The 17,422-nt window shown below is 69.7% G+C and carries 19 protein-coding genes; 15 read left to right on the top strand and 4 right to left on the bottom strand.

The window, feature by feature from the left end:
- From LQ326_RS41690 to LQ326_RS41645, 10 genes are all read left to right on the top strand, one after another.
- A partial coding sequence (locus LQ326_RS41690; RefSeq protein ID WP_234544291.1) for a hypothetical protein occupies nt 1-196 on the top strand: 196 nt, incomplete at its 5' end.
- 247 nt (nt 197-443) lie between these two features.
- The gene (locus LQ326_RS41685; RefSeq protein ID WP_075029623.1) at nt 444-794 is read left to right on the top strand and encodes a hypothetical protein; all 351 of its coding nucleotides are present in this window, start codon (nt 444-446) and stop codon (nt 792-794) included.
- A 112-nt stretch (nt 795-906) separates the two neighbouring features.
- Entirely contained in the window at nt 907-2,202 is a 1,296-nt protein-coding gene (locus tag LQ326_RS41680; protein WP_234544290.1) for a radical SAM protein, read from the top strand.
- Nucleotides 2,199-3,059 (top strand): radical SAM protein, encoded by an 861-nt coding sequence (locus LQ326_RS41675; protein ID WP_234544289.1) that lies wholly within the window; start codon nt 2,199-2,201, stop codon nt 3,057-3,059. Before LQ326_RS41680 ends, LQ326_RS41675 begins: the two co-directional genes overlap by 4 nt.
- 7 nt (nt 3,060-3,066) lie before the next feature.
- Complete coding sequence (locus tag LQ326_RS41670; RefSeq protein WP_234544288.1) at nt 3,067-3,876, top strand: aldo/keto reductase family protein; 810 nt, start codon at nt 3,067-3,069, stop codon at nt 3,874-3,876.
- Nucleotides 3,863-4,546 carry a phytanoyl-CoA dioxygenase family protein gene (locus LQ326_RS41665; RefSeq protein ID WP_234544287.1) on the top strand — a complete coding sequence of 228 codons (684 nt, stop codon included), beginning with the start codon at nt 3,863-3,865 and terminating at the stop codon, nt 4,544-4,546. The genes LQ326_RS41670 and LQ326_RS41665 overlap by 14 nt, the downstream gene beginning before the upstream one ends.
- A 17-nt stretch (nt 4,547-4,563) precedes the next feature.
- Nucleotides 4,564-5,229 (top strand): phytanoyl-CoA dioxygenase family protein, encoded by a 666-nt coding sequence (locus tag LQ326_RS41660; RefSeq protein ID WP_234544286.1) that lies wholly within the window; start codon nt 4,564-4,566, stop codon nt 5,227-5,229.
- Nucleotides 5,230-5,290: 61 nt separating this feature from the next.
- Entirely contained in the window at nt 5,291-6,484 is a 1,194-nt protein-coding gene (locus LQ326_RS41655) for a cytochrome P450 (protein ID WP_234544285.1), read from the top strand.
- A 181-nt stretch (nt 6,485-6,665) separates the two neighbouring features.
- Nucleotides 6,666-7,916 carry a YcaO-like family protein gene (locus tag LQ326_RS41650; RefSeq protein WP_234544284.1) on the top strand — a complete coding sequence of 417 codons (1,251 nt, stop codon included), beginning with the start codon at nt 6,666-6,668 and terminating at the stop codon, nt 7,914-7,916.
- Nucleotides 7,917-7,919: 3 nt separating this feature from the next.
- Nucleotides 7,920-9,095, top strand: coding sequence for a TfuA-like protein (locus LQ326_RS41645; protein WP_234544283.1), 1,176 nt, complete (start codon nt 7,920-7,922; stop codon nt 9,093-9,095).
- 170 nt (nt 9,096-9,265) lie between these two features.
- On the opposite strand, the gene LQ326_RS41640 is transcribed toward LQ326_RS41645, so the two are convergent.
- The 3 genes from LQ326_RS41640 to LQ326_RS41630 form a co-directional block, all read right to left on the bottom strand.
- The gene (locus LQ326_RS41640; protein WP_234544282.1) at nt 9,266-9,742 is read right to left on the bottom strand and encodes a hemerythrin domain-containing protein; all 477 of its coding nucleotides are present in this window, start codon (nt 9,740-9,742) and stop codon (nt 9,266-9,268) included.
- A gap of 48 nt (nt 9,743-9,790) precedes the next feature.
- A complete protein-coding gene (locus tag LQ326_RS41635; RefSeq protein ID WP_234544296.1) occupies nt 9,791-11,002 on the bottom strand; it encodes an MFS transporter in 1,212 nt (403 codons plus the stop codon).
- A 752-nt stretch (nt 11,003-11,754) separates the two neighbouring features.
- The gene (locus tag LQ326_RS41630) at nt 11,755-13,029 is read right to left on the bottom strand and encodes a TIGR04053 family radical SAM/SPASM domain-containing protein (protein ID WP_234544281.1); all 1,275 of its coding nucleotides are present in this window, start codon (nt 13,027-13,029) and stop codon (nt 11,755-11,757) included.
- Nucleotides 13,030-13,647: 618 nt separating this feature from the next.
- Between LQ326_RS41630 and LQ326_RS41625 the strand changes: the two genes are divergently transcribed.
- The 5 genes from LQ326_RS41625 to LQ326_RS41605 all read left to right on the top strand — a co-directional run bounded on the left by LQ326_RS41625 (nt 13,648) and on the right by LQ326_RS41605 (nt 16,941).
- A complete protein-coding gene (locus LQ326_RS41625) occupies nt 13,648-14,493 on the top strand; it encodes a methyltransferase domain-containing protein (RefSeq protein ID WP_234544280.1) in 846 nt (281 codons plus the stop codon).
- An 11-nt stretch (nt 14,494-14,504) separates the two neighbouring features.
- On the top strand, nt 14,505-14,855 hold the full coding sequence (locus LQ326_RS41620) for a cupin domain-containing protein (RefSeq protein WP_234544279.1): 351 nt from the start codon (nt 14,505-14,507) through the stop codon (nt 14,853-14,855).
- A 130-nt stretch (nt 14,856-14,985) separates the two neighbouring features.
- The gene (locus tag LQ326_RS41615) at nt 14,986-15,261 is read left to right on the top strand and encodes a DUF5808 domain-containing protein (RefSeq protein ID WP_234544278.1); all 276 of its coding nucleotides are present in this window, start codon (nt 14,986-14,988) and stop codon (nt 15,259-15,261) included.
- Nucleotides 15,262-15,539: 278 nt separating this feature from the next.
- The gene (locus tag LQ326_RS41610) at nt 15,540-15,869 is read left to right on the top strand and encodes a cupin domain-containing protein (protein ID WP_234544277.1); all 330 of its coding nucleotides are present in this window, start codon (nt 15,540-15,542) and stop codon (nt 15,867-15,869) included.
- Nucleotides 15,870-16,245: 376 nt separating this feature from the next.
- Nucleotides 16,246-16,941 (top strand): CBS domain-containing protein, encoded by a 696-nt coding sequence (locus LQ326_RS41605; RefSeq protein ID WP_372497094.1) that lies wholly within the window; start codon nt 16,246-16,248, stop codon nt 16,939-16,941.
- Nucleotides 16,942-17,077: 136 nt separating this feature from the next.
- Here the strand turns inward: LQ326_RS41605 and LQ326_RS41600 are convergent, their stop codons facing one another.
- Nucleotides 17,078-17,410 (bottom strand): STAS domain-containing protein, encoded by a 333-nt coding sequence (locus LQ326_RS41600; protein ID WP_234544276.1) that lies wholly within the window; start codon nt 17,408-17,410, stop codon nt 17,078-17,080.
- Between the last annotated feature and the right edge of the window lie 12 nt (nt 17,411-17,422).

Here is a 17,422-nt window from a genome sequence, read left to right as displayed (position 1 = left end):
AGCCGTACGGGACCACGCCTACGCGTTGATGGTCCTGGGCCAGGCCGAGGCCGATCGCGGCGGCATCGGCACCGCCCGTGTCCAGCTCGGCAAGGCGCACGAACTCTTCACCGGTCTCGGTCTGCCCGATGCCAAAGATGTCAGCCGGATCCTCGATAATCTGCCGGGCGGCTCCGCACCGACGGACGAACAGTGACGGTACCGGTCGCCGGCCCATATCGGCACATCGCGTCACGTCGCTAAAATCGCCCTCGCGATGGAGCGGGAATACCGAAAAGGCGAGGCGCACGTCGAATATACCAGGGATGGACCACGCATATTCCCCGGCGTGCGAGGATAAGAGCCAGCGGTCGCAATAGGCGCACAAAAAGCCGTGGAGCAGTCATTGATTCAGCTCCGGGACAGCGCGGACCGAATTCGGCCCTTTCTTAGGAGGCGTTTGAATGCCCAAACCTCGCGAACAGAAGGACAACCACCTCATCTACGCCGACGCCGTGGGATCGCGCGGTAAGTCGGGCGTGTGGTTCGGCGAGCGCGAAGACTTCAAGGCCAAGCAGGTCAGCGTGATGGACGCCGTCAAGGAGCGGATCGAGTGGGTGCCGGTCGAGGACGCCGTCATGGCGATCAGCCTTGACCCGCCGGGCATCGTTCTCATGGCGCCCAACCCGTCGCTGCCCGGCATCATCGTCCTCGCCGACGGTGCGACGTCCGAGAACACCGAGCATCTCAAGAAGCACTACACCGAGATCGTTCAGGGTGTGCTGAAGGACGCGAACATCGCGCAAGAAGACTGATCGATCCATCCTGCTGCGGTGTCATCGGCAAGCGACGGTGGCACCGCAGTGGGCTTCTCGCTGTGCGGTTCGTTCCGACGCATGGCTGGTTCCGTTTCTTTAGGAGTTCACCGTGACGAACGATGCCGATCGACTCTGGAACAAGTATTTGCTGGTCGCTCAGGGGGCGGAGGGAATTGTTTTCGATCCCGTCTCCCTGGGGAGCGCGAGTCTCACCGCCGATGAGATGAAGCGGATCCGCGACAACGAGCCCCAGATCCTGGCGGAGATGAAACAGCTGGGCTTCACTTCCGAGCCGCCGGCCGCACCTCAGCGTGATCTCATCTTCGACCGGATCAACAAGCTGGGCATGACCGGAAAGCCGCCGCGGATCAGCGGATACCGCATCGTGGTGACCGACCGCTGCAACATGACCTGCACGTACTGCTTCGTGGACACCAACACCGGCGCCGACGACATCACCATCCCCGAGCTCCGCGAAGGACTCGAGTACCTCTTCGAGCAGAACGCCGGCCAGGAGGAGGTCACCATTCAGTGGTTCGGCGGTGAGCCGACCACCCGGTTCGACCTGATGCAGTACGGAGACGAGTACGCTCTCGAACTCGCCGAGAAGCACGGCGTGGGGCGTGTGCAGTTCACCGTCGTCACCAACGGTGTCCTGATCAAGGACCCCATGATCGAGCACTTCAAGAAGTTCAAGTACGGCGTGGGCGTCTCCTTCGACGGGGCTCCGGACGACAACAAGGTCGAGCGGTTCCTGCTGTCGGGCAAGCCCGCGGACCAACGGATCCACCGGAACATCCAGCGGCTGATCGATGCCGGGGTGCACGTGGGCTGCAACCTCACCCCCACGCCGCTCAATGTGAGCAACCTGCCGGACACCGTCGAGTACGTGCTGTCCCTCGGCATCAACTTCATCTACGTCAACACCCCCATTCCGATCTCCGGCCGCTGGCACGTCGACGGCGAGGCGCTGTGCCGCGCGGTGTTCCGTTCGCGGCTTCTGGCGCTGTCCCGCGGTGCCATGCTGTTCTCCTCGCTCGACCGCATCTATCAGGCCCTGGACACCCGCCTGCCGAAGATGTACGAGCACATCCAGCAGGACGGTGGCCTGAACGCGGCTCTGCTGTCCCGCGGGCGCATTTCCATCCTCGACCTGAACTGGCGCGACGACTCGTTCGTCTTCCCGATCAGCCGGCTTCGGGAGCAGCCTGAACTGCTGGCGGGAGCCGCCAAGAACCTCCTGCCGGCGAAGGAGTGCGCAGAGTGCCCCGCCGCTGCCGTCTGCGGTGGTCCGTCCCGCAACGACGTCTCGCTCCGGAACAACCCCGAGCCCGACCCGCAGATGTGCGACTTCTTCCAGGTGGGTCTCGAACTCGCCCTCACCGACCAGACGGGGTTGCAGTGACCGACAGCCTCGGAGCACTCCGCGGAGTGCTCGTCTCGACCGCCGACAACTGCGAAGTGAACTGCCGGTTCTGCTTCCGGGCCGATGTCGGACGCGACGTCCTGAGCCTCGACACCTACGCCCGGGCACTGTCGCGGCTCCACGAACTCGGCGTGGAGGAGCTGTGCCTGTCCGGCGGTGAGCCGACCGACCACCCGGAGTTCCGTCAGCTCGTGCGCGTCGGACTCCAATTCGGCTTTCGCACCTCGGTGGTCACCGCCGCCAGGACCGGCCCGCGACTCGATGCCCTCGCCGGTGTCGCCGGCATGCTCAGTCACGTCACCGTCTCCGCCGACAGTCGCAGAGCGGACGAAATCGGCCGCACCGGCCGGACGATCTCCTCGACGTCGAAGGTCTTCGAGGCGTTGGGACACCGTCGGGCGAGCCTGCATGTCACCGCATACGAGCTGGACGAAGACGACCTGAAGGCCATCGTCTCGGTGGTGGAGACGGCCGATGTCCCGGTGGAGGTCAGCCCGCTGCTGCCGTCGCCGACGTTCCGTTTCGAGAATCCCCACCTCAAGCGCGACCTGGCGTTGATCGACACGTTCTTCGGCATGTCGGAGCAGTTGAGGACAGTGGTGTCGGACTACCACGAGTGGCTGCGCGGCCCGGTCGTCCGGTCCTGCCAGTCCGCGCGGCTGTACCTGTCCGCGGACGGCTTCCTGCGCCGCTGCCCCTACGACAGCTCTCAGCAGGTGTCGGTCTTCGCGTCGCGGCAGGAGATCGGCGAAGCGCTCGAGCAGTCGTTCTGCGAACCACCGACCACCGGTCTGGCCTGCATGGCGATCTGCCGTTCGGAATCCCACGAAGGGTGAGTTGTCCATGAACACGATGCAGGATCAGCCGTCCGTGGTGGTCGGCACCATGCGCTGCTCGGGGTCCTTCAACGGCCTGATGGTGCTGGGCCGCGACGCGGACGAGGGCCGGGAGTTCGTCGAGGGCGCGATCGCCCGCGGCTTCACCACGTTCGACACCTCGCCCGTGTATGCCCGCGGGAGAGCGGAGGAGGACCTCGGCGCGCACCTTCCCGACGACGCGTCGGTCTGGACCAAGATCGGGATCGACACCACCACTCCCCTGCCCACCCTGGACTACAGCCTCGAAGGAATGGCCAAGTCGCTGCAGGGCAGCCTGAAGCGGCTCGGGCGCGACCACGTCGAGGTCGCCTTCGTGCACAATCCGGAGCCGAGGCGGGTGTCGGACATCGACTTCGCCGGGCTCGCCAGGCACTGCTCACAGACGGGGCAGGCGGATCTGGTGGGCGTCAGTGTGCTCCTGCCGGACGTGAGTCTGCCGCAGATCGCCGGCAGGCTGCCTGTCGGCAGCGTGGTCATGTGCGAGGCGGACCAGCTGGATCCGCAGGACACGAACGTGACGCGCCTCCTCGCCGACTACCGTCTCGTGGTCCGCAGTCTCTTCTCGGGCGGGTCTCGGCTGCGGGCGGTACCGCCCGAGCGCAGGGCGGAGGCGATCGCCGCCAGGATCTCCGAGATTCACGAGATCTACCGCCCCGAAGCCGTGGTCGTCGGCCCTCGGACCAAGGAGCAGCTGGACGACTACGAGGCGGGGCCGGCCTGGCTCACGTCCGCTGCTCGGCACTCCGCACCCGGAGGGTCCCATGTCACTCGATGAGGCGGAGGTCGCGCAGCAGCTGCGGGTGTTCGGATTCGCCCACCTCCGGGGGGCCGCCGCGGACACCGTGGAGGAACTGCAGCGTGCTTTCGGCCGGCTGATCGATCTGCCGGCGGACGGTACGCCGAACGAGAGGGTCACCAGGTTCGACGCCCTCAACGAGATGCCCGAGCTGGGGCTGATCTCCGGGTCGGCGTGGGTGGGCGCGATCTGCGGGGCATTCTTCGAACGCAACCACGAGGTCATCACCAGCGATGCCAACGCGCTCGTCGGCGACTCGTACTGGCACTCGGACGGTTTCTACACCACGCCGTTCCTGCGTTTCGTTCTGTACCTGGATGCCACCGCGCACGACACGGGTGCCCTGCGTTTCCTCCCCGGCTCGCATCGAGCCGACAACGGCTGGCTCGGGGAACCGACCCGGCACGTCATCAGGCATGGGGAGGACCTCGGTCTCGCCGGTGGCGACGTTCCCTCGGTGGTCGTCGAGTCCCAGCCCGGTGACGTCATCGTCTTCGACACGAACGTCCTGCACTCGGCATGGCACGGCGACATACGACGGCAACTGGCGTTCAACTGTGTCGGTGACCCGGTGACCGAGACCGAACAGCGCGACACGCGTCGTTACTTCCTCAACCGCTACGTCTCCGGATCGGTGCCCATCGGATGAGACTCTCCTCTTTGTCGGTGACCGACGCCGAGGTCACCCGCTTCAGGACGTTCGGGTTCCTCCACCTGCGCGGCGTGCAGAACGACGTGGTGCCGGCCGTCTCCGACGCCTTCGAAGACGTCTTCGAGAACTTCCCGCAGGTCGGCCGGCAGGGGCGGGCGGGCGTCGCCCGGATCGCCGAGCGGAGCGAGGTGCTCCAGAAGGTGCTCCTGGCCGACGACCGGTGTCCTCGGGTGGCCCGCGGGCTGCTGGGCACGGACGTCGTTTACGTCGGCGGCGACGGAGTCCGCTACGACGGTGCCACCTACTGGCACCGGGACGGCAACCACCGCGCTCTGCGGCTCCTCAAGATCGTCCAGTACCTGGAGCCGCTCGACGGCGACACCGGAGCGCTGCGGATCATTCCCGGCACCCACCGCAGAGGCGGGAGCTGGGACTTGTTCGCCGCGGAGATGGAGAACCCGCTGCGCCGCCTCGGGATGCGGCCCGCCGAGGTGCCGGCCTTCACCGTCGCCTCCTCCCCCGGTGACCTCATCGCCTTCGATCCGCACTCCTACCACGCGTCGTTCGGCGGTGCCGACAAGCGGCGGCAGATCACCACGACGTATGCGGCCGTGCCGGAGTCGGCAGAAGCGCGACAGGAGCTGACGAGCTATCTGCTCGCCGACCGATCTCTCCTGTGACCCCCTCCCCCGGTACTCGGGCAGCCTTATGAAGCGCGTGAATTGAACGGGTTGGTTTGTGATGGACAACGTAACGGCGGAGACCACGGTGCCGCAGATCCCGACGGACCGGGAAGCGGAACCGGTCAAGTGGTTCGACGAACTGCGTGAGTCGCACGGTGTGCGCTGGGACGAGAGCACGAACACGTGGTACGTGACGCGATACGACGATGTGTACGAACTTCTCCCTGATCCCCGGCTCGGCGCCCAGGTGGAAACCTATTGCCCGCCCTCGCTGACGGAAGAGCAGGAGAACACCTACTGGCGGGTGACGGAGTTCATCGACCGCTGGCCCGTGTTCTCCGATCCGCCGCGGCACACCGGTATGCGGCGGCTGCTCCTGCCGCTGTTCACGCCCGCCGCCGTCCGGCAGATGGTCGCCGCGATGGCGGATTCCGTCGCGGCGACCGGTTCCACGGTGACGCCTGACAGGCTGTTCGCCGATGTCGTCAGGCCGGCTCTGGCAGCCGGCCTGGGCGATCTCCTCGACGAGGAGCCGGACGGCCTGGCACAGCTCGCGGACTGCGCCACCCGGATCCTGGCCGTCGGGCCGATCGAGACGTACGACCCCGGCATCGGGCGGCTCGCGGAAGAGGCCCTGGACGAGCTGACCGGGCTCGTCGCGCAGCGCTGCGCGGCTCCCCTGGGGGTCCTCGCCTCGGCGCTGAGCCGCGGCCTGTCCGACGGGACGTTGGATCTTCTGGACGCGACCGCGATATACGCCCAGCTGGTGAGTGGCGCGCTGGAACCCACCGCGGCGGCTGTCGCACGCCTGTTGGAGGCGTTGACCGGCCCGGAGAGCGCCGCCGTCGACCTGAAGGAAGACATCGACGGGGCCGTGGACGAGGCGCTGCGGCTGGTCACGCCCTTCCACTTGGCCACCAGGCGCGCGCTGTCCGATCTGACCCTGCACGGTCACACCGTACGGGCCGAGTCGCGCGTGGTCCTCGTACTCGTGGCGGCCAACCGCGACCCTAGGCGGTTCGCCGACCCGGGCACCTTCCGTGCGGACCGGACCGGGGCTCGCCATGTCGCCTTCGGGCGGGGCCGGCACGCGTGTCTGGCCGCCGGACTCACGCGGCAGGTCATGAGGGAGATGATGCTGCAACTCGCGTCGACCGGCCTGTTGGAGGAGCTGCCCCGGCTGACCGCGGTGTGGAAGGGGGACTTCGGGGCGCGTTTCGCCGACGACCTCGTGGTCACGCGGGACGCCTGAGGCAGGCCGCGGGGGCGCGGGACCGGGCCGTCGCGGTCCCCTGTGCCCTGACGAGCGCCGGCAGGGCCGCGTGGACCGGCGACCGGCGCCCCCGGCCGGCCCGCTCCGCCGGCTCCTGAACCGCAGCGACGCGCGGCGGTCCGCGTTCCCGTCGATCCCCGCTTCCAGACAAGGCATCACGATGATGGTCGAACCGAACAGCCTGACAGCCCTGCGCCCGGACAGCTTTCAGCCTGATGCGGAAAGTTCGGAGGCCGGACACGCCAGAAGTTTCGAGGAGACGTGGGACTCCCTGAAACCGCTGCTGCCTCGTGTCCCCGTCACGCGCGTGTACGACACCACCCCCCTGGATTACATCAGCTCCCCCGTGTGGTCGGCCGTGACCCCTCTCGCCAAAGACCTGACGGTGAGCGCGGGAAAGGGGGCGACGCCGATCGCGGCGAAGCTCAGCGCCGTCATGGAGGCGATCGAGCGAGTCTCGGCCGAGGAAATTCCGGCCCGCCGGATCGTCAGGGGTTCCTACAGGGAACTCGCTCCCGCCGCTGCGGTCGATCCGGAGGAGTTCAGCCTGCCGCAGGACACCACGTACCGGCCCGACGCCGTCTTCTCCTGGACGGGAGCGTACGACCTGGCGCAGGGGAGCCATCATCTGGTGCCGACCGACCTCGTCCTCAATCCCTCCACGGAAGGCATGACGGCTCGGATCGAGACCAACGGGCTCGCCTCCGGGAACACGTATTCAGAGGCGGTCCTCCACGCGGTCTGTGAGCTCGTCGAGCGCGACGCGGTGTCGGAGGAAGCGTTCTACTCCGCTCACCACGATCCGCTTTTCTCTCCTCGTCGGCCTTTGCGGGTCATATCACCGGAGTCGGTTCCGGCCGGAACCGCAAAAGAGCTCATCGACACGCTGAGCGGTCAGGGTCTGGTCGTCCGGATACAGGATCTGACCAACGTGATCGACGTTCCGGTCATCCGGGTCGTCCTTTTCGACGACGGATACTTCGGGCAGGAGGGCAAGGTGACCTACTTCCCCGGGTACGGGGCCGACCTCCAGCCCGAACGGGCGCTGCTTCGTGCTCTCACCGAGGCGTGCCAAGGTCACGCCAGCTTCGCCACGGGCGCGCGAGAGGTGTTCGAGACCGGGCGCGCCCGGCGCAGGCCGGCCGAGTTGAAGCGGATCGACTCTCTCTACCGGAACCCCGGCTCCCTGGCGTTCCCGCAGGCCAAGGACGGCAGCGGCAGCATCCTGCAGAACATACACACGGTCGTCGGCCGACTGCGGGACGCGGGACACGAAAAGTGCCTGGTGACAGAACTTACCCGCGGGGATCTCGGCGTGCCGGTGGTTCGTGTCCTGATTCCGGGCCTCGCGTCTCCCTACGGTGAGAGTTCGCGCACCCCTACCCTCCGCCTGCTGGAATCGGTGATCTGAGCCATGAAGACCACCATATTCACCGGGCCGTCCCTGCCGCCGGGCGAGGCACAGGCCCTTCTGCCGCAGGCGCAGGTCCTTCCCCCCGCGAAGCGCGGCGACGTCTACCGGGCCAGAGAAAGCGGGAGCTCACGGATCCTCATCATCGACGGATCGTTTTCGCAGGTGCTCCCGGTGTCACCACGAGAGGTCGTCGAGGTGGCTCGCGACGGCGCCCAGATCGTCGGGGCGTCCAGTATGGGGGCCATACGGGCCGCGGAATGCTGGCCCGTCGGCGTCCACGGTGTCGGAGCCGTCTACAGGATGTACCGGTCCGGCCTCTTCGATTCGGACGACCCCGTGGTGGTCGCGACGGATCCCGACGACGGCCACTCGGCGGTGAGCGTCGCCCTGGTCAATATCCGTGCGGCGATCAGAAAGCTGTACGGTCTCAAGCTGATCACCCGGTCCCAGGGTGTGGAGCTTCACCGGGTCGCCGCCGAATCGTACTATCCCGACCGGGTCTGGCGGCTTCTGTTCAAGAAGGCCGGGATCGACGACCCGAGTGGCGTGACAGGTGAAGTCGCGGCCTCCGTCGACATCAAGAGGGTGGACGCGCTGAGGGCTGTTCGCTTTCTGTCGCTCCTGCCCGACGGGGCACCTGCCGATGGAAACGGCCGCCGGTTCAGCCAAGGGCCGCGATACTCCTCGCACGACCCGCTTCTCGGCCACAGCCGTGAAGAACTCGATCTGTCACTTCCTCCGTTCGTCTTCGGAACCGGCCGGTATCAGAAATACATCCGGTTCCTGCTGGCCGAACAGCTCGACTTCGCAGGACTGACCACCGGAAGCGAGTCGAAGCTGTCCCGGAATTCCTCGGTCGAGCCGGCTCTCGCGCGCCTCTTCCTGGACATTCCGTCACTTTCCGCAAATCTGATGGACAAGATTCATCATTTCAGGCAGTTCGAGACGGAAGTGATGCTGTGGCATGCGGTTCACCGGCTGAAGGATCACAAGAGGAACCGCACGGAGGTGACACCTCCGCATGAGACCAGGGTCAGGGACTCGACAGCGAAGGCCCACGGCTATGACAACTGGGACGCGCTGACAGCCGACTTGCGTGCCGGCGCTCTGCCCAGCGGGGTCCCCCTCGGCTGGATCGAGGAAGCCTGTCACGGCTTGACTCTCGCCAGGTCCTGACTTCCCGGGGCCGCCGAGCGGCGACTCCGACGGAGGCCGGCGGCAGGAAAGCGCGGGCCTCCGACCTCGATCGTTCTTGAGGATCCGTCGCGGATCGGCCGGACAGCCGAACGGCGGCCCAGCCGGTGCGGGGACCGGGCCGCCGTGGTGACGGCCGAGTGCGTGAGCGGTCAGGCAGCCGGCGGGGGCAGGGCACTGCCGGCCTCGGCGCGTACCTTCTCGACCGCTTCCCACTCCTCGGTGCCGAGGTTGGCGAGCGCGGCCGGGAAGACGCCGTCCTGCTCCTTGAGGATGTGGTTGCGCAACATCGCCATCACCTCCATCAGGCGGTGCGGCCAGGCCGGATCCGAGGGCGTGGTGCCGTCGGCGGCCTCGGCCAGAACCGACTCGACGCTGCGGTGCTCGGCTTCCAGCGCGGCGATCTGCTCGGGGAAGTCGGCGGCCATCGCGGGGAACAGGCCGTGCTCCTCGACCTGCGTGTGGGGGGCGAGCACGGTCGCGATCTCGCGGGCGATCTCGGCCGTCCGGGCCACGTCACCGGCCTCGTGGGCGGGGCGGAGGTGGCTGATCAGACGGACGACCTCGTCGTGCTCACGGGTCAGCTCGTCGATGGACGCCAGGGACTGGCAGCCGCAGTACTCACACATCGAGGTCTCTCCTTGCCTGTGGGTTCCGTCGTCGTCGGTCGCGTGGTCTCACGTCGTGGGGTGTGCCCTGCGGTGCCGCTGTCCACGGCCGGTGCGTGGAGCCCGGTCGCCGCCCTGGACGGTGGAGCGGACACCGGTGAGGGTGAAGCCCAGCGCCGCGGCGGCCACGATCGCGAGCAGGACGAGGCCCGCCGCGTACGTCCTGTACTGCCCGTACAGCGAGCCCATCACCAGCGGCGGCACGAACCCGCCCAGGCCGCCCGCGGCGCCGACCACGCCGGTGACGGAGCCGACCTGGTTCGCCGGGGTCAGCAGGGCCACCAGGGCGAAGGTCGCCCCGCTGCCCGCGCCCAGCGCGCCGGCCATGGCCAGGAAGGCGATCGTGCCCACCGGTGCCAGCGACGGAGCGAGCGACTGCACCACCGCGCCGACGGCCACCACGGCCAGCGAGCCGGCCAGCACCCGCACCGGGCCGATACGGTCGGACAGCCAGCCGCCGACCGGCCGCATCGCCACCGCCAGCAGCACAAACCCGGCCATCCGGTTCGCGGCGTCCGCCTGAGTCAGGCCGTAGCCGGTCTTGAGGTAGGTCGGCAGGTAGACGGAGAAGGCCACATAGCCGCCGAAGGCCACCGCGTACAGGGCCGACGCCTGCCAGGTGATGCCCAGCCTGAAGGTGGCCGCCAGGCGGCGGGCCGGCGACTCGGTCGGCACCGTGCGGCCGGGGGCGTCGCGCAGCAGGAGCCCTGCGACCACGGCGTAGGCGGCGAGCACCGCCGCGGTGATCAGGAACGGGGTGGACATGCTGTGTGCGTCGACCAGCTTGACGGTGGTCAGGGCGCTGATCGCGGTGCCGCCCATGCCGACGCCGAAGACGCCGATGGCCAGGCCCCGCCGCTCGGGCGGGAACCAGGCGTTGACGAAGGGCACGCCGACGGCGAAGGCGGTGCCGCCGATTCCGAGGAAGAACCCGCCGGCCAGCAGGGCCGCGAGGGAGGAGTGCCCGGCCAGGCCGAGGTAGAGCACCGGCACGATGGTGGCCCCGGACACGATCGGGAACATGATCCGGCCGCCGAACCGGTCGGTCAGCGCGCCCACGGGGATACGGCCCAGGGAGCCGACCACGACCGGGACGGCCACCAGCAGCGACTGCTGGAACGAGGACAGGCCGAGGAAGTCCTTGAACCGCGGGCCGAGCGGGCTCAGCAGCGCCCAGGCCCAGAAGTTGACGGCGAAGCCGACGGTGGCCAGGGCCAGCATCAGCCAGGCCCGGCCGGCCACCGGGGCACCTGATGGGGAGCTGTCGCTCTTCGGCTTCAACGGCTGGACCATGTTGTTCGTCCCTTCCCTCTGCATGGTGGTACGGCGCCACCGGGAGCACTCGCGTACGGCGGGCCCCTGGCCTGCCCCAACGGCATCCCTCGACCACTGTCCGCATCCGGGCTCGCGGACGGCATGGGCCATCAGTCCCTGCCGGCGGACAGACCGGCCCAGGCCGCGCATCCGTACGGCCGTGTATCCGGCTTGTCCGCTGAGCCGATGTGAAGCGGCGGTCGCGATCGGCGGTGCGGGTGGCGGCGGCCGGCCGGGCGCCCGTGCCCGGTTTCCTCTGTCCGGCAACCGTCCTGGCGGCGGACCGGGGCGGCCGGCGTGTCCGCCGTGTTCCTTCGTACGGCGCCGCGAGAGGCCGCCTGCCCAGTTCGTTCCGGCAGCGGCGCGGGCGGTCCCGCGGGACGACCAGCGCAGTGCCCGGGTGCCCGCGGCGTGCGGCCGAAGCCGAATCTGATCAGCAGGTGCGGATGGCACCGTTTCTGTCGTGGGAGGGCCGCCGCCCGCGGGTCGGGCCGTGCCGGCGTGCGACGGCCTCGTAACGACCAGGGTCCGACGGCTGGCCGTCCGCGCCGAGCGGATCGGTCAGCCGATCAGGTGGCGGGCAGGGCGGTGGCCAGATGCCGACCGCGCAGGCCGGACGCCTTGAACCTGCTGGTGGGCGGACTCCGCCCACGGCCGGGTCATCGTTCTTGCCGTACACGGTGTCCCTTGCCGCCAGGGGCGGCGGCCTGACGGGGACGAACGGGCGATTCCTCGTCGCCGTCACCGGACAGCAGCCCGGCCAGCTCCCGCTGGTACGGGAAGGAACCGGGCTGGTAGCCGCACCAGGGCTCTTCGGCGAACGGGTCGCCGGTCACGCCGTAGGCCCGCGACCGCGAGCCGCCGCAGACCCGGCGGAACTCGCACGCCCCGCACCGGCCCTGGAGCATGCCGGGTGCCCGCAGCGCGGTGAACAGCGGTGAGGTGCGATAGATCGACGTCAGCGGCGACTCGCGCACGCTGCCGGCGCTCAGCGGCAGGAAGCCGCTGGGGTGCACGGTGCCGGTGTGCGAGACGAAGACGAAGCCGCGGCCCGCGTTGACGTCCAGCGGCGGGCGCCGCACCCGGCGCACTCGCGTGTCCAGGCCCGACTCGGCGGCCCGCTCGCGCAGTTCCCGGTAGAGCGGTCCGAGTCCGAGCACCGCCACGTGGTCGTCGCCGGCGTCGGCGAGGATCCGGCGCTGCAGGGCGACACGGCGGAAGTGGTGGGCCTCGGTGGTCTTGGCGGGCACGGTCAGGCCCACGTCGTAGACGAAGTTGAGCACGTCCTCCACCTCGGCCGGGGTCAGCGCGCCGAGACCGCGGCCGCGTCCGGTGGGCACCAGGAAGAACGCGCTCCACAGCATCGCGCCGTGGTCGGCGACCAGGCGGACGATGTCAGGGAGGTCGTGCAGGTTGTGCCGGGCGACCGTGGTGTTGATCTGCACCTTCATGCCCAGGGCGCGGGCGGTGTCCCAGGCGTCCAGGGTCCAGCGGAACACGCCGGGCACCCCGCGGAAGGTGTCGTGGACCTCCGCGGTGGAGCCGTCCAGGCTGAGCGAGATTCCCGACGCACCCGCGGCGCGCACGGCGCGCAGTCGCTCCTCGGTGAGCGTCGGGGTGCCCGAGGGGGAGACGGCGACCCGGACGCCGATCTGCCTGCCGTAGGCGATGAGGTCGGTCAGGTCCGGGCGCTGGAACGGGTCGCCGCCGGTGATCACGAACAGCGGGGCCGGCTGTCCGAAGGCGGCGACCTGGTCCAGCAGGTCCTTGGCGGCGGCGGTGTCCAGCTCGCGCGGGTCACGGTCGGGCACGGCCTCGGCCCGGCAGTGCAGACAGGCCAGCGGGCAGGCCCGGGTGGACTCCCAGATGACGATGAACGGCCGTTCCCCGGCATCGTGCCGCTGAAGGCGAACGGCACGGTCGGCAGCGTTCATCGAACCGCCCTGCCCAGTGCCCTGAGACTGCGTCCGGCCGCCCGGGAGTCAGGGCAGACGTGACGGGCGGCCGGACGGTGACCGGCCCGGACCGTGCGCAGCACCCCTGACGGAGGACGGCGGTGGAGACAGCCGCACTGATGCCGGTTGCAGTAGTACACGGGATACCTCCGGATCGGTCGCTGATCAGCATGCGCAGTCGGGACGGGCCGGCGCGGCGGCCGAACAGTCCCTCCCGTTGGGCCGACAGGCCCTTGATCCGGTCGGCGCGCCAGGACCGGGCGGTAGCGGTAGCGGTAGCGGTAGCGGTAGCGGGACAGGTGTGTGCCGCGCGCCAGGGCGGTCAAGGCCGGCGCGTATCCGTTCCCCAGGTGTTCGCGGTGCCCGCACCCCAGGCCCGCACCGAGGCCCGCCGTCGTACCGCCCGGCACCGCTGAGCACCATCTGCTCGCTTTCTTCGATTGGTCAGTGTCCCGCCGAGACTGGCCCACCGGCCCCCGCAATCGGGACCTTCGGCCCCCGCCCCGGACCCGCACTTCAAGTTAGGTTCACCTAATAGTTCCGATGTGGGCAGTCAGATGTGAGCAGTCCGCTGTGGGCAGAGAGCGAGGCAGGGGCATGGCATCGACGGACCAGCGAATTCCGCGGAACCGCATCTCCCCTCCCGGCGCCGGACTCGACGCCGCCCGCATGCCCGGCCACTGGCTGCTGGCCAGGCTGGGCAAGCGCGTGCTGCGCCCCGGCGGTGTGGAGCTGACCCGGTGGATGCTGGACGCCCTGGGCGTGGATCCGCAGGACCGGGTGGTGGAGCTGGCCGCGGGCCTGGGAGCCACCGCCCGGCTGACCCTCACCCGCCGTCCGGCCGCCTACACCGCCGTCGACCGCGACGCCGCCGCCGTCGCCGCGCTCAGCGCTCTCACCGCCCCCGGCCCGACCGAGGTGCGCGCGGTACGGGCGGACGCCACGGACACCGGGCTGCCGGACGGCGATGCCACCGTCGTGTACGGGGAGGCGATGCTGACGATGCAGCCCGAGCCTGCCAAGCGGCGCGTCGTACGCGAAGCACGCCGTCTCCTCGACGACGCCACCGGCCGCTACGCCATCCACGAGATGTGTCTGCTGCCCGACGGCCTCGACCCGGCGCTCGCCGACCGGATCACCGCGGACCTGCGGGGCGCCATCCACGTGGGCACCCGACCCCTCACCCCCGCCGCCTGGAGCGAACTCCTCACCTCGGAGGGATTCACCGTCACCGCTCGCAGGACGGCGCCGATGGCACTGCTCGAACCGCGCCGGCTGATCGACGACGAAGGGCTGGTCCCGGCCCTGGGCATCGCCGGCCGGGCGCTGCGGGACCCGGCCGCCCTGCGCCGTCTACTGCACATGCGCCGCGTGTTCCAACGCCACAGCACCCACCTCGGCGCGATCAGTCTGCTCGCCGTCCCCACCCCGACCCGAGCCTGAGGAGGCATCCCGTGCCCGCCACCGTGATCACCGATCTGGCCGCCGAACTCGCCGTGCCCGAGGACGGCACGCTCAGCCGCGTCCTGTACCGCGACGACCGCCTGCGCGTGGTCGGCTTCGCCTTCGCCGCGGGCCAGGAACTGACCGAGCACACCTCCGCCCTGCCCGTGGTCATCCAGGTCGTCCAGGGCCGCCTCGACCTCGTCCTGGGCGACGAGAAGACCGAGGCGACACCGGGGAGCTGGATCCACCTGCCCGCCCGGCTGCCGCACACCGTGCGTGCCATCGAGCCCAGCGTCATGCTGCTGACCATGTTGCCCGCCCCCGAGCCCACCGGATCAGCGAAGCCTTCCGCAGCCTGACCGGCCCCGGGCCCGGGCGAGCGGGCCCAGGCCACACGGACCACCGCCCGACGCCCGACCGTTGTGCGTGAGCCGGTCGTGCTGAGCCGTCGCCTTGGCCGGGGCCTGCACGCCGCCCTACGGTTTGACCATGAACAGACGACTACGCGAGCGAGTGGTTCTCGCTGCCGTCGGCGCGCTTGTCGCCGCAGCGGTGGCGAAGGAGCTGCGACAACCGCCGCAGGAGCGGACCTGGACCGGGCGCATCGCCGGGCTGCCGTACGACTTCCGGCGGCCCACCTTGCACAGGCTCGTCCGCGAGTTCTGGGATCCCGACAGCGATGCCTTCTTCACACCGCACGCGTTCGGCATCGGCTACGGAGTGAACCTGGCCCGCGTGGCCCGGGAGCTGCGCCGGTCTCCTTGACCGGGTTCCGGGACGAGCACGCCGCAGCCCCTGCCCGTCACCCGGGCGTGAGGGTGACGGAGAGCGAGCACGTGGCGTGACGGCGGTCTGCGGCGCGGCGGCAAGCCGGTCATGGCCGCTCTGCCCGCCCGCGGCACCATCCAGACACCGATCTTCGACGTCATCGGCTCGATCGCCGGACGCCGGTTCTCCGCCACCGGCGCCCCTAAGGCGCTTGCTGCCCGTCACCCGTACGGCGCGTCGGCGGTCACCGCTCTCTCCCATGGAGGCTTGTCACCATGCAGAAACTCTCACTGGACGCACTGGTCCGCGAGCACCTGGAACGCGCCACGGCCGCCTCCACCGGACGCAGCGCCGCCACCGTCTACGGCGGCCACGAACACGTCCTGCGCCAGACCCTCCTCGCGCTGACCGCCGACACCGTGCTCGCCGAGCACGAGAACCCCGGTGAGGCGACCCTGCTGGTGCTGCGCGGACGCGTCCGTCTCAGCAGCGGGGACACCTCCTGGGAGGGCCGCACCGGCGACCTGATCACCATCCCAGAAGCCCGGCACAGCCTGCAGGCGGTGGAGGACGCCGCGGTGCTGCTCACCGTCGCGAAGACCTGATATCCGACCGTCATCCCCAGGACCAGGCTGCGGCACGCGCCGGGGAAGCGCCGGCAGAGGCGATCCACGGTGTCGCGCCTCCCCTGTGCCCTTGGCCTCTCGGCCACCCGTCCCCTGGGCGGCGGGGCGGCTCGGTCCTGTGCTCAGGGCCGGTCGGCCCTGCCTCCTGCTGCCGTCCGCGAGGCAAGCTGACCAGACACCAGCAGTCGGCTCTCCGGGACGAGGTCCGAAGGGGCTGCTACCGCCGATCTGTGCCCGTGCGTTCCGGCATCCGATGCCCGCCGCGGGCCGCCACGGCCCACGCAGTCAGGCGGTCGGCCGCAGCACTACTCCGTCGCACCCCGGTCGTGGACGACGGACGGGGAAGGAAGGGGGCATGATGCCCGGCATCGTCGGTGAAGTGATGACCCGTGAGGTCGTCCGGGCCCGCCCGGAGACACCGTTCAAAGAGGTGGCGCGGCTGCTGGACCGGCACCGGATCAGCGGGCTGCCCGTGGTCGACCACGACGACAAGGTCGTCGGCGTGGTCTCCGAGACCGATCTGATCCGTCACCAGGCGGCCCCGTCCGCCGGCAGCCGCGCTCCTCGGCTGCCGAGGCCGGCAGCGGGGTACCCGGCCGGCGCGGGTGTGACCACCGCGGGCGATCTGATGTCCACTCCCGCGATCACGGTGCACCCCGAACAGCAGGTCGCGAATGCCGCACGTGTGATGGAACGCCACAGCGTCGGGCGTCTCCCGGTCGTGGACGAGGAGGACCGGCTGATCGGTATCACCACCCGCCGCGACCTGCTGCGGGTGTTCCTGCGTACCGATGAGGAGATCCGCCGGGATGTCGTCGCCGACGCGCTGAGCCGCGGCCTGGGCCCGGCTGCGAACGCCGTGACGGTGTCGGTCCGGGACGGCATGGTCACGCTGGAAGGGTGCCTGGAGCACCGCAGCGACATCCCCGTGGCGATCCAGATGACGTACCGGGTCGACGGGGTGGTGGGCGTCGTCGCCAGCCTGACCTGCCGCCGCGACGACGCCCGAGGGCCGAGCGGACCAGGAGAGGGGACCGCTCGGCCCTCCTAGTGCCGCGGCGCGAGGCGGTTGTATGAGGACCGGCGGAAAGGACCGGACACAGAGGCGGGGAAGCAGCGGCCGACACCGCGCACCGCGCAATCAGGATCCGCGAGAAGCGGATGGTCCTTCCCGCCCCTTTTCGTGATCAGGCAGCGCCCAACGCGGTGGGCAGGTCGGGGCGGACGTCGAGCAGGTGATCGGCGCCGGTGATGCGCAGCACCTTGCGGCTGATGCGGTGGCCGGCCGCGACCCGCAGCGTCCGGCCGCACCGCTCCGCCACTGCGTGGACGCGTTCGAGGAACACGACGCCGTCCGTGGTCAGCAGCGGGCAGTCGAAGTCCACGATCACCGTCCGCTCGTCGCAGTCCCGGATCAGGGCGGCGGCTTCCGTGGCGAGGTCATCGGCATTGGCGAGGTCGACGACCTCGTTCACCCGGATGATCCGGTAACCATCGATGGTGTAGCTCGGCAATGCCATGCTCGCCTCCGG

It is taken from the genome of Streptomyces shenzhenensis (genome assembly GCF_021462265.1).
Lineage (GTDB): Bacteria > Actinomycetota > Actinomycetes > Streptomycetales > Streptomycetaceae > Streptomyces > Streptomyces shenzhenensis.
This window is presented reverse-complemented; position numbering and strand designations above follow the sequence as displayed.